Origin of the sequence: Aegicerativicinus sediminis, assembly GCF_015476115.1 — a bacterium.
Classification (GTDB): Bacteria; Bacteroidota; Bacteroidia; order Flavobacteriales; family Flavobacteriaceae; genus Aegicerativicinus; species Aegicerativicinus sediminis.
Genome location: NZ_CP064295.1, coordinates 670,812 through 683,323, shown reverse-complemented (window position 1 = coordinate 683,323; position 12,512 = coordinate 670,812). Strand labels below are relative to the sequence as shown.

At 36.0% G+C, this 12,512-nt stretch carries 9 protein-coding genes; 8 read left to right on the top strand and 1 reads right to left on the bottom strand.

Going from position 1 to position 12,512, the window contains the following annotated elements:
• Window positions 1–7: 7 nt before the first annotated feature.
• On the bottom strand, window positions 8–1,030 hold the full coding sequence (locus tag ISU00_RS03035) for a LacI family DNA-binding transcriptional regulator (protein ID WP_228852567.1): 1,023 nt from the start codon (window positions 1,028–1,030) through the stop codon (window positions 8–10).
• A gap of 400 nt (window positions 1,031–1,430) precedes the next feature.
• On the opposite strand from ISU00_RS03035, the gene ISU00_RS03030 reads away from it, so the two are divergent.
• The 8 genes from ISU00_RS03030 to pelA all read left to right on the top strand — a co-directional run bounded on the left by ISU00_RS03030 (window position 1,431) and on the right by pelA (window position 12,505).
• On the top strand, window positions 1,431–2,849 hold the full coding sequence (locus tag ISU00_RS03030) for a glycoside hydrolase family 28 protein (protein WP_228852566.1): 1,419 nt from the start codon (window positions 1,431–1,433) through the stop codon (window positions 2,847–2,849).
• Complete coding sequence (locus ISU00_RS03025; RefSeq protein ID WP_228852565.1) at window positions 2,836–3,885, top strand: DUF4861 family protein; 1,050 nt, start codon at window positions 2,836–2,838, stop codon at window positions 3,883–3,885. Before ISU00_RS03030 ends, ISU00_RS03025 begins: the two co-directional genes overlap by 14 nt.
• A complete protein-coding gene (locus ISU00_RS03020) occupies window positions 3,878–5,134 on the top strand; it encodes a glycoside hydrolase family 88/105 protein (RefSeq protein WP_228852564.1) in 1,257 nt (418 codons plus the stop codon). The genes ISU00_RS03025 and ISU00_RS03020 overlap by 8 nt, the downstream gene beginning before the upstream one ends.
• Before the next feature lie 5 nt (window positions 5,135–5,139).
• Window positions 5,140–6,771, top strand: a complete 1,632-nt coding sequence (locus tag ISU00_RS03015) for a glycoside hydrolase family 43 protein (RefSeq protein ID WP_228852563.1) — start codon at window positions 5,140–5,142, stop codon at window positions 6,769–6,771.
• Between the two features lie 2 nt (window positions 6,772–6,773).
• Window positions 6,774–8,630 (top strand): right-handed parallel beta-helix repeat-containing protein, encoded by a 1,857-nt coding sequence (locus ISU00_RS03010; RefSeq protein ID WP_228852562.1) that lies wholly within the window; start codon window positions 6,774–6,776, stop codon window positions 8,628–8,630.
• Window positions 8,631–8,636: 6 nt separating this feature from the next.
• Window positions 8,637–10,526, top strand: a complete 1,890-nt coding sequence (locus ISU00_RS03005; protein WP_228852561.1) for a pectinesterase family protein — start codon at window positions 8,637–8,639, stop codon at window positions 10,524–10,526.
• 144 nt (window positions 10,527–10,670) lie between these two features.
• Window positions 10,671–11,432: a rhamnogalacturonan acetylesterase gene (locus ISU00_RS03000; RefSeq protein ID WP_228852560.1), complete on the top strand. Its 762-nt coding sequence runs from the start codon at window positions 10,671–10,673 to the stop codon at window positions 11,430–11,432.
• A complete protein-coding gene (gene pelA / locus ISU00_RS02995; protein WP_228852559.1) occupies window positions 11,429–12,505 on the top strand; it encodes a pectate lyase in 1,077 nt (358 codons plus the stop codon). Before ISU00_RS03000 ends, pelA begins: the two co-directional genes overlap by 4 nt.
• Window positions 12,506–12,512: the final 7 nt, after the last annotated feature.

The following is a 12,512-nucleotide window of genomic DNA, read 5'->3' as shown; positions in this document are numbered from 1 at the left end:
AAACTTATTAACGATTAGAGGATTCCCTGGCAATTAGTTCAGGGGACAACACCACTTTCTTCTCTATCGTTAACTCTTTAGAGCCATTAACTTGTTCCAAAAATACCTGGGCTGCAATTTTTCCCATTAAATGTGGAGTTTGGTCAACCGATGATAAGGGGGAATCTAGATATTTTGTAAATGGCTCATTACTGAATCCAACAACACAAACATCTTCAGGTATTCTTATTCCTATGGCTTTTAATTGTTGAATTGCACCTAAGGCAGCATAATCACTGGTTGCAAAAATAGCATCTGGGATTACTGAGCCTTGCCAAAGTTTGTTAACGGCTTCTATACCTGATTCTATTTTACTATTAGTCTGTACAACAAGTTCTTCTAGATAAGGAATTCCGTGATGTTCTAGTGCAGCCTTATAACCTTTGAAACGGTTTTGGTAAATTTCTAATTCCATATTTCCTATAAAACAGGCAATATGTTTACAGCCTTTTTTCAATAAATGGTCAGTAGAAATATAGCCGCCTTTGAAGTCATCGATTACTACAGAACTCACTCCCGGGATGTCTAATTTCCTATCGAAGAAGATTACAGGTGTTTTCTCTTCGATTGCTTTTCTGATGTGATCGCCGTTACGCGTATTTTTAGATACGGACATAAAAATTCCATCAATTTGAGTGTTCAGCAGCGCATTTAACTGATTAACCTCATTTTTTGCATCTTCATGAGATTGCGAAATAATTACATAATAACCGTGACCAGTCAATTCCTCTTCAATACCTCTAATAACCGAAGAAAAGAAATTACGATCAATGTAGGGTACTATAACGCCAACAGTATTTGTTTTGCCTTTTTTTAGCGCCTGTGCTAATCGGTTCTGCTTGTAATTCATTTCCTCTGCCGTTTTCATTACCAAATCGCGAGTTTTCTCGCTAATATTTGGATTGCCATTTAAAGCACGTGAAACTGTTGCAGCACTTATATTTAATTTTTTGGAAATGTCATAAATTGTAACTTTTTCCCTCTTCCTCATTGAACATTCATTAAAAAAATTGACCGATATTAGTAAATCAGCAATTTGAGCTATATTTTTACTTCTCTAAAATAGGTAAATTTTTATACCAAAAGGTTAAAATGAAATAGTTTTCGTAATCGATTACAAAAAAAAATGGTTAATCGAGCATTTCTGATCCTTAACCGTCAAGTTAAAAAACAGTTTTTTCAAAGAATTTATTGCTTTGTTGCTCTTTATCAATGAGAAATGGATTAATTCCCAAATTAAATCCAGAATATTCACGTTTAAAACGTTTCAATGTGTATGAAATAATAATCTAGATGTTAAATATGATAGAAAAATTCTCTTTTTATTCAAATTATTATGCCATATCACAAAGCTTTTATATTTTTATTGTAATCGATTGCAGATTTATATTATGAATTCACTAACTAAATTAAAATCGGCGGTCATTGCATTGTCGGTTATTGTGTTTGTTGGCTGTAAAACCAAGGAGAGCACAAATAATGCTAATGATGCTTGGCTTACTGCCGATGCCATTGTAAAAAGTATTGCTGTTCCAGAATTTCCAGATAAAACTTTTAACGTCATCGATTATGGAGCTATAGGTGACGGTGAATTTTTAAATACTGTAGCCTTTAAGAAGGCAATTGATGATTGTAATGCTAAAGGTGGAGGGATGGTGGTTGTGCCTGCAGGTAAATTTTTAACTGGGCCAATTCATCTAAGAAGTAACGTTAATTTCCATGTGTCCGAAGGGGCAGAAATACTATTCAGTAAAAATCATAATGATTATTTGCCTGTGGTGCATACCTCTTATGAAGGTGTGGAATTAATGAATTATTCGCCTTTAATTTATGCCAAAAACCAACGGAATATTGCCTTAACAGGCAAAGGAATATTGAATGGGCAGGCTGGTAATGATAATTGGTGGCCTTGGTGCGGAAAGGATTCTTATGGTTATAAAGAAGGAGACGTTAAACAAATTGATCTTCAAAATTTGCCTCGTCTTCGAACAATGAATGAGGAACAAACTCCTGTGGAAGATCGAGTCTTTGGAGAAGGTCATCAACTACGACCTTTATTTTTTGAACCTTTTGAATGCACAAATGTTTTGGTAAAGGATGTAACCTTTACAAATGCGCCATTTTGGGTTATGCATCCTCTGAAATGTACGAATGTAACTGTGGACGGGGTAACAGTGAGTAGCCATGGGCCTAATAATGATGGATGCGATCCGGAATATTCCAAAAATGTTCATATAACTAATTGTGTGTTTGATACCGGAGATGATTGTATAGCCATAAAATCTGGAAGAAATAATGACGGTAGGAGAGTGGCTATGCCAAGTGAAAATATTGTGGTAGAAAATTGTGAAATGAAAGATGGGCATGGCGGCGTGGTTATGGGCAGTGAAATTTCAGCTGGGGTAAGGAATGTTTTTGTTAGAAATTGCAAAATGGATAGCCCAAATCTAGATCGTGCCATTCGTATCAAAACAAATACTTTAAGAGGAGGATTTGTTGAAAATGTATATGTGAAGAATATCGAAGTGGGTCAGGTGAAGGAAGCGGTTTTACGAATAAATACTTATTATGGTATTTACGCCAACCAAGAGGGTGAATATTTGCCAAGAATTCAAAATATAAACCTAGAAGATGTAAGGGTAGAAAATGGTGGTAAATATGGAGTATTGATAAAGGGAAGAGAAAAGTTGCCTGTTAAAAAAGTAACGCTAAAAAATGTCATCATAAAAAATGTTGATACACCATTGTCTGTAGAAAATTGCGAACCAATTAATTTCATTAATACCTTAATTAACAATGAAAAATATTAATACACCTAAATTGTTCCGAATTAAAATATCCAACTATATTTTAATTCTTGCGCTGACTGTTGTCGTTTTTAATTGTAAAAATGAAGAAAAGAAAGAGGATAATGAGGCGATAGGAGTAGAAGAGTCCCCTGCGCCATCGTCTACCTATGCAGAAATTTCTATTGCTGAAGGTGGTGAATGGGTTGATGGATCCAAAGGTCATAAGGAATATATAGGAGGAACTTCCTTTAAAAATGTCGATCAATTAACGGTGCCAAAGGAGCACACAGACCATGCTTGGTACATACGTTATGAAGGGCCAGGTTGGGAAAATAAAAATATTGGTTACAGACTCTATTTAGATTGGCGAAATGCAATAGATATTTACGGAAAGAAGGTCGATTCAATGGTTCTACCATATGTGGGTCAAGATGGTTTTGACTCCTATCACGAGCCTTCAGATTGGGGGCAGGATATCTTAAAAGCTGGAAAATCTATGGGTATTGGTGGTTTTGGTCGTTTGGTAAATGATTCAGTTGTGCATTTTAATGTCGTAGGTGAAACCAAAGCTGAAATCTCTAACAATTCGATCGAGTCTAAAGTCTCTATTGATTATACTGATTGGGTAACTGCGGAGGATACAATTAATCTAAGTGCTGATTTATCTATTTTTCCTGAAGGAAGAGAGACCAAAGTTGAATTAACTCCATTTAAAGAAATCTCTGGTTTGGTTACAGGAATCGTTAAATTTCCGGAAATCCCTATGATGCAAATGAATAGCCAATCTGGTGAATGGGGAGCAATTTATACATATGGAAACCAAACTTTGGTTAGTGAAACTGACAAACTAGGCATGGCAATTATTTACAAAGTGGGTGAGGTTGAGGCCGTAAAAGAAGGTGAGTTTGACCAATTAGTGGTCTTTAAACCTACAACATCTACAATTACATATTACCTGTTAGGTGCTTGGGAACAGGAACCAAATGGTATAAAATCCGATGAGGAATTTAATTCTTATATAAAGGATTTATTAAACAACTTAGATTCCGATGAATAACCTTGATTTGATTAAAAAAATAAGATTAATCAAGATTTTTGCGCTTAGTTTAACCATTTTTTTGGTTCTAGGTTGTAAGAATAATGGAAAAGAAGAAGCTTCTGTAAGTTCCGAAGAGACCAAGATTGTAGCAGAAAACTTGAAATGGTCTCAAAGAATGGCTTTGTCCGAAATTCATCGATTTCCTGACCCTACACTGTTAGATTTTAGAGATGAACCGAGATGGAGTTATACAAATGGATTGGTTTTGCAGGCTATGTCGAAGGTCTATGAACTCTACGGTAACCAAAAGATTTATGACTATATCTACGATTATGGTAATAGAATGGTGAAGGAGGATGGAGAAATAGATACATACAAGCTTAGTAATTACAATTTGGATATGATAAAATCTGGTGATGCCATTTATTATCTATACGAAATTACTAAGGAACCGAGATTCTTGAAAGCTATGGATACCCTTCATAAGCAAATGGAAGGTCAACCTACAACTTCAGAAGGAGGTTATTGGCATAAAAAGATTTATCCGTACCAGATGTGGCTAGATGGTGTTTACATGGCTGAGCCATTTCATGCAAAATATGCCCAATCCTTTTTGCAAGGTGAAAAGGCAAACAAGGTTTACGACCATATTGTTTTACAATTCGATTTAATAGAAAAGTATAATAAGGATCCTGAAACAGGGCTATATTATCATGGTTGGGATGAGAGCCGAGAGCAAAAATGGGCCGACAAAGAAACGGGGCTTTCTAAAAACTTTTGGTCAAGAGGAATGGGATGGTATGGAATGGCCTTGGTTGATGTTTTGGATTATTTGCCTAATTCTCATCCTGGATATGGGCGTATAAAAAATTATTTAAACCAATATGCTGAGGCAATTGTTAAATATCAAGACTCTACTGGTGTTTGGTACCAAGTTTTAGATCAGGCTGGAAGAGAAGGTAATTACCTCGAGGCAACCGGTAGTTGCATGTTTACATATACTTTAGCCAAAGGTGTAAAGAAGGGTCATTTGCCCGAAGGTTTCATGGAAACTGCCCTTAAAGCCTATGATGGAATACAAAAACAATTTATTACCGTAGATGAACAAGGTATAGTAAATCTGAATAAATGTTGCGCCGTTGCAGGCCTTGGGGGTAACCCATATAGAGATGGCACTTTCGAATATTATATAAACGAAACAATACGAGCGAATGATCCAAAAGGTACAGGTCCATTCATCTTAGCGAGCCTAGAATTGGATAAATAATCCTAATGAAATTTTCATCCATACTATTCTTTTTTCTGGTTCCTATTTCCATTTGGGCCCAAACCTCAACCACATATTTTTCAGATGTTTGGGTTGCAGATAATGGAGATGGAACTTATACAAATCCTATCATATATGCAGATTATTCAGATCCTGATGTAGTTAGAGTAGGTGATGATTTTTATATGACTGCGTCTAGTTTTAATTGCGCTCCGGGGCTTCCAATTTTATATTCCAAGGACATGATTAATTGGCAATTGATTAATTACGCTCTTCCTGAACAGGTGCCAACCGATATTTTTAATACTCCACAGCATGGTAATGGCGTTTGGGCTCCAAGTATTCGCTATCATAAAAATGAAATTTACATTTATTGGGGAGATCCGGACTTTGGTATTTACATGGTAAAGACAAAAGATCCCTTTGGCCAATGGGATTCTCCAGTTTTGGTGATGGAAGGGAAGGGGTTAATAGATCCTTGCCCTCTTTGGGATGATGATGGAAAAGCTTATCTAGTTCATGCCTATGCGGGAAGTAGACGAGGAGTAAAAAGCTTGGTGACTGTTAATAAAATGAATGAGCAAGGAACCAAAGTGTTAGATGCTGGAGTTCATGTCTTCGATGGTCATGAAAATCATCCTACAGTTGAGGGAACAAAGTTTTATAAACGAAACGGTTACTATTACATATTTGCGCCAGCTGGAGGGGTTGCAACAGGTTGGCAATTAGTATTAAGATCCAAGGATATTTATGGTCCTTATGAAGAGAAAGTGGTTCTTGAACAAGGTTCAACAAATATAAATGGTCCCCATCAAGGCGCATGGGTAACTACACTATTTGGGGAGGATTGGTTTTACCACTTCCAAGATGTTGACGCCTATGGGCGTGTAGTACATTTACAACCAATGAACTGGGTCAATGATTGGCCCATAATGGGAAAAGATCTAGATAGAAATGGAATTGGAGAACCGGTTTCTACGTACAGAAAGCCAAAGACAAATCAAAAATTTCAAAAGGTTACCCCAGTAGAAACGGACGAGTTTATTGGTGACGACATTGGCCTTCAATGGCAATGGCAAGCCAACCCTGATGTAGTTTGGTACGCAAAACTTAGGGGGAATAATTTTTTACGCCTTTTTTCAATAAAAACACCTGATAAATCTCCAAACTTATGGACGGTGCCGAATTTATTATTGCAAAAATTTCCAGCTCCTAATTTTGTGACTACAACCAAAGTGAAATTAGTTCCAGAAGAAGCTGAAACAGGCAAACGAGCTGGGCTTGTCGTTTTGGGAATGGACTATGCCACCTTAACCTTGTCTCACGATAAAGATGGTTATTTTATTGAGCAGACACAGTCAATTGGTGCCATTGAAGGTGCAAAAGAAATAACAAATGAGCAAATGAGAATTCCTTCAAATGAAATTTTCTTTCGGGTTGAAGTTAATGCCCCGAATGCTGAATGTAGGTTTAGTTATAGCATAGATGGAAAAAGGTTTTCTTCTTTCGGTCAAAAATTTACAGCTAAACCAGGTAAATGGATTGGAGCTAAAGTTGGATTGTTTTCCATAAGTACGCCAGAAAGCAAAAGAGGGGGATATGCAGATTTTGATTGGTTTAGGATCACAAAGGATTAATGATGGATTTAAATCAAACTATTTCTAGGTATATTTCATTTATAATAATAATTGCCTCTGTTATTGCGTGTTCCTTCAGTTTAAAAAGTTATTCTCAATCAGTTTATCATTTTGTTGAAGCAAATACTCCTCAAGAATTAGCAAAAGCTTTAGACAAGGCTCAACCCGGTGATTCAATACAATTAGTTTCCGGTGTGTATAATATGTCAGAGCGATTGTTTATAAATAATTCAGGGACACCTCAAAACAAGATTTTTTTAATCGGTTCAAAATCAGGCAGGACAATTCTGGATTTTTCTGTTTTGAAAGAAGATGGCTCTAGCCAGGGTATTGTTTTAAAAGCTGACAATTGGGTTATAAAGGGGTTAGATATTCGCAAAGCTGGAGATAATGGTCTTCAAATCAGGGGAAGCAATAATAAAGTTGAATTTTGTAGCTTTTATGAATGTGCAGATACAGGTCTTCAGTTAGATGATGCGGCCTCGAATAATTATATTTTAAATTGTGATTCTTATTTTAATGCTGATTCCAAATTAGAAAATGCTGACGGGTTCGGGGCTAAAATGAACGTAGGTTCAGGGAATGTTTTTGAAGGATGCAGAGCTTGGAATAATCTTGATGATGGTTGGGATGGATACCTTAGGGGAACTGACAATATTAAAACAACTTATAAAAATTGTTGGGCAATAAGAAACGGATATCTTAAAAATGACAAAATTGCAAAAGGCGATGGCAATGGCTTTAAAACAGGGGGTAGCGATAATAAATCAAAAAAGCATAATGCAACTTACCTAAACTGTATTGCCATTGAAAATTTGAATGACGGCTTTGACCATAACAGCAATCGTGGGGCCGTAAAAATTGAAAATTGTCTGGCAATCCATAATGGAAGAAATTTTGCATTCTCTGAAAAAAATGGACTTGAAGAACTAAATGTCCAAAATTCTTTTTCTATTGGAAATTTGGGAAAGTTTTATGGTGAAACACTTTTGGTAAAGGGTAATAGCTGGCAAGAAAATTTCTCTGGAACAGTTCCTAATATATCCGTAAATGATTTGCTGAATTCTAGACAGGCCGACGGGAATTTGCCAAAGGTTCCTGGATTAGAAAAACTTTTTCAAAATACCACAACCATATTCTTGGTAGGAGATTCTACAATGGCCGATTATAGCGGTAATTATGATGCCGATATAGATTATATGAAAACTCGATATCCCCTAATGGGATGGGGGCAAGTTTTTCAAAAGTTTATGATTAGTGATAGTATACAAAAAATTTCAAACATCATTAGAGGTGACAGTGTCAATGTGGATGATCGGGCCAGAGGAGGAAGAAGTACAAGAACTTTCTTTCAGGAAGGACGTTGGAGAGGTGTTGTTGATGATCTTAACAAGGATGATATTGTAATTATTCAATTTGGACATAATGACGCCTCTGAAGAAAAGCCTGAGCGTTATGTCAGTATAGAGGGTTATAAAGAATTTTTGCGGTTGTTTGTAAGTCAGACTAGAGAAAAAAAAGCCATTCCAATATTGTTAACACCAGTTGCCAGAAATTATCCATGGATAGAAGGTCGATTAGAAAATGTTCATGGAGATTATCCGGCCGCTGTTAAGGAGATAGCAAAGGAAATGCAAGTAGCTCTAATAGATTTGAATCAATTGTCAATGGATGTATTTTCATCCAAAGGGAAGGATTTTGTTACTACGCATTATTTCATGAATTTACCAGCTGGTAAATATGAAGCCTATCCGAATGGACAAAATGATAATACCCATTTTCAGTCAGAAGGAGCATTGGCGGTTTCCCAAATTATTTTTGATGCTTTAAAAAATTTACAGCCTCAGAATCTTAATTAAAAAGAGATGAAAAGTATTGGTAAAATTTTGTTCGTATTTCTGTTTCTTTTTTTGAATAATATCTATGGTCAGAATAAACCTGAATTCAGCACCTATTCAGTAGAAACAACCTTTCAAAAACTCCATAAAAATTATCCATTTATTTCTCCAGTATCTACCTTAGAATCGGATCTATATTTGGCTCATGAAAATCTAACTTATAAATCAATTGGTGATCGAGAACTGAAATTGGATGTTTATGTTCCTACCGTTAATAATGGTAAAAACTTTACGGCAGTACTTTTGATTCATGGTGGTGGTTGGGCCTCAGGTTCTAAAGAAAATCAAAGGGTTATGGCTCAACATTTAGCGGTGAATGGATATGTCGGGATTCCTGTATCTTACCGGTTGAGTGAAGAAGCTCCATATCCTGCGGGAGTGATAGATTTAAAAGATGCCATTAGATGGATTAGACAAAATGGTCCCGAATATTCAATTAATCCAGATCAAATCGCAGTGCTAGGCACATCTGCAGGTGCTCAATTGGCAACTTTAATTGGGACAACGGCAGATTTGAACATATTCAAACCTTCAAATTCAACCGTTTCAGATAAAGTGCAAGCAATACTAAATATTGATGGTATTGTTTCTTTTGTTCATTCTGAAGCTGAGGAAGGTGATTATGCTGCATTTTGGTTAGGAGGAAATAAAACCGACGCCTTTAAAACCTGGAAAGAAGCATCTCCACTAGAATATGTTGGGAAAGACACCCCCCCAACACTTTTCCTTAATTCTGATCAACCACGTTTTCATGCAGGAAGGGATGATATGATTAATTTATTGAATCAGTATAATACATATAATGAAATTCATACCATACCAGATTCTCCACACTCCTTTTGGTTATTACATCCATGGTTTGAACCAACCGTTACTATTTCAGTAGATTTTTTGAACAGGGTTTTTCAGCCTTCCAACCACCCACTTCTTAAACCTTACCGAGAAATCACAGTTTCTAAAGACGGGGAAGGCGATTATTCAACCATACAAGAGGCAATTAATTCAACAAGAGATTTAGGGCCTGCCGAAGTTAAAATTCATATCAAGAATGGCGTTTATCAAGAGAAAATTGAAATTCCAACCTGGAAGCATAAGTTGACCTTAATCGGGGAAGACAGAGAAAGTACCATAATTTCCAACAATGATTTTTCTGGAAAAATTGACAGTAAAACTGGACTGAATATGTCCACCTTTACCTCCTACACCCTTTTAGTCAGAGGAGATGATATTAAAATTGAAAATCTTACCATAAGAAATTCATCATGTGGAGAAGGGCAAGCCGTTGCCTTGCATGTTGAAGGTGATCGTTTTATTATAAAGAATTCAAATTTAATAGGTTGTCAAGATACTCTCTACACTGCAACAGAAGGTAGTAGGCAGTATTACGAGAACTGTTACATCGAAGGTACCACGGATTTTATCTTTGGTGAGGCTACTGCCGTTTTTAAGGATTGTGTAATCCATAGCAAAGTAAATTCATTTGTTACTGCTGCGGCAACGCCAGCAAATCAAGATTTTGGTTACGTTTTTTTCAATTGCAAATTAAAAGCCGGTGAAGGAGTAAATAAAGTTTATTTAGGCCGTCCTTGGCGCCCTTATGCAAAAACTGTTTTTATTAATTGCGAATTAGGTTCTCACATACTTGCGCCTGGATGGGATCCATGGACCGGTGATAAAATGTTTCCAGAAAAAGAAAAGACTACCTATTATGCCGAGTATAATAGTGTAGGTCCTGGAGCATCAATAAATACTCGAGTGGCTTGGTCACATCAACTGAATAAAGAGGAGGTTAAAACTTATAACCTTATAAATATCTTTAAGAAGGAAAACTCGTGGTTTCCAAACAAATCAGAATAATAAAAAAGCCTTATGAATCCTTTCTTAAATTGTTGGTAAAAATTTTTAATAGTGAATGAATCACTACTTTTTTCCAATATTTCTTGGATTAACAAAATGCTTAGTATGTTATAATAAGGATGTTTTTGAATTAAATTATTAAATATGAAAAATCTATTTATACTTGGCTTTGTTCTGTTTGGGTTGATATCCATGGCTCAGAATACACCAACCCTTTATCTAATTGGAGATTCTACAATGGCCGATAAAAAAGATCCTGAACAGAATCCAGAACACGGATGGGGACAAATGCTTCCCGACCTTATGGAAAATATTACGATTATTAATAAGGCGGTTAATGGGAGAAGCACAAAAAGTTTTATTGATGAGGGTAAATGGCAGGAGGTTTTGAATTCTTTAAAACCGGGTGATTTTGTATTTATACAATTCGGACACAATGATCAAAAATTTAAGGATTCTACTCGCTATACAAATCCGTTTACCCAATATTGGCATAATTTGGAGCGCTATGTTAATGAGACAAGAGCCAAATTTGCGATCCCAATATTATTCAGTTCTATTGTTCGCAGAAATTTTAATGAGTATGGAGTTTTGGTTGATACTCACGACAATTACCCATTGGTAGCTAGAATGGTTGCTAAGGAGATGAATGTGCCATTTATAGATCTACAATGGTTAACCGAACAATTAGAATTAAAGTTTGGACCTGAAAAATCCAAAAAATTACATCTTCATATAGAACCTAGTGAAAATTCTTATAAACCAGATGGAGTGGAAGATAACACGCATTTATCGAAATTAGGTGCCAATTTAGTGGCTAGTCTGGCTCTGCAAGAAATTGCCCGTCAAAAATTATTATTAACACCTTACATTAAACAAGAGGTATTAGAGAAAAAAATATTATGAAACTTTCTCTCGCCTTAGGGTCTTTAATTTTATTCGTCAATTATTGCTTCGGAATTCAAAATGACATAAAAGTACATTGGCCAAGCGTTATACAAAATAATGATGAGTGGTTTGCAGGACCGGAGGCAGTGCGAATCGGGGACAATCTGCTTTTGTTCCAAAAGGATAATGGTGGTTGGAATAAGAATATTGATATGGCAGCGGAGCTCTACGAAAATAAAAAAAAGCAATTATTGGCTGAAAAGAACCAATTAGAGGGGACTACTATCGACAATGGAGCCACACATACTCAACTCCGCTATTTAGCTAAACTTTTTTCCGTAACTAAATTAGAGCGCTTTAAGGAATCATTCATTGTGGGTTTAGATTATTTGCTAAAAGCCCAATATCCAAATGGAGGTTGGCCTCAATTTTATCCTATAATTAAGGGATATTATGAGCATATAACTTATAATGACGATGCTATGATAGGCGTGATGAATTTACTGAGAGATGTAGCGAAAAGAAATGGTCCTTATGATTTCGTGGACAATGCAAGAGTAGAAAAAGCGCAGGAGGCTATTAACAAAGGTTTGGAAATAATATTAGCCACTCAAGTTAAGGTAAATGGAAAGTTGACAATTTGGTGCGCGCAGCATGATGTTTCAACCTTAGAGCCGGCAAAAGCCCGTTCCTATGAATTGCCATCTTTAAGCGGTAAAGAGAGTGTTGAAATTCTAGAATATCTTATGAAAATAGAGAAACCGACAGAAGCGGTTAAAAATGCCATAAGATCAGGAGTTAAGTGGTTTCAGGAAGCTAAAGTAATGGGTTATAGGGTAGATTGGATAAGGGATAATACCACTGAGAAAATAGTAGATCGGGTAATGGTTAAAGATGTTAATGGAGGGCCGTTGTGGGGTCGGTTTAATGATATTCAAACAAATAAGATCATGTTCGTTGGAAGAGATGGCATTGTTAAAGACAGTCTTAATAAAATTGAGCGGGAGAGGCGTGTTGGTTATAGCTATGTTGATGGTTATGCAACAAAATTACTAGAAGTTGATTATCCTGAATGGGAAAAGAAATATTGAAATTAAT

Excerpts from the sequence above, each read along its gene's own strand:
- ISU00_RS03020 (WP_228852564.1), top strand. The coding sequence starts at position 3,878 with ATGAATAACCTTGATTTGATTAAAAAAATAAGATTAATCAAGATTTTT.
- ISU00_RS03015 (WP_228852563.1), top strand. The coding sequence starts at position 5,140 with ATGAAATTTTCATCCATACTATTCTTTTTTCTGGTTCCTATTTCCATT.
- ISU00_RS03035 (WP_228852567.1), bottom strand. The coding sequence starts at position 1,030 with ATGAGGAAGAGGGAAAAAGTTACAATTTATGACATTTCCAAAAAATTA.
- ISU00_RS03005 (WP_228852561.1), top strand. The coding sequence starts at position 8,637 with ATGAAAAGTATTGGTAAAATTTTGTTCGTATTTCTGTTTCTTTTTTTG.
- ISU00_RS03000 (WP_228852560.1), top strand. The coding sequence starts at position 10,671 with ATGAAAAATCTATTTATACTTGGCTTTGTTCTGTTTGGGTTGATATCC.
- ISU00_RS03030 (WP_228852566.1), top strand. The coding sequence starts at position 1,431 with ATGAATTCACTAACTAAATTAAAATCGGCGGTCATTGCATTGTCGGTT.
- pelA (WP_228852559.1), top strand. The coding sequence starts at position 11,429 with ATGAAACTTTCTCTCGCCTTAGGGTCTTTAATTTTATTCGTCAATTAT.
- ISU00_RS03025 (WP_228852565.1), top strand. The coding sequence starts at position 2,836 with ATGAAAAATATTAATACACCTAAATTGTTCCGAATTAAAATATCCAAC.
- ISU00_RS03010 (WP_228852562.1), top strand. The coding sequence starts at position 6,774 with ATGGATTTAAATCAAACTATTTCTAGGTATATTTCATTTATAATAATA.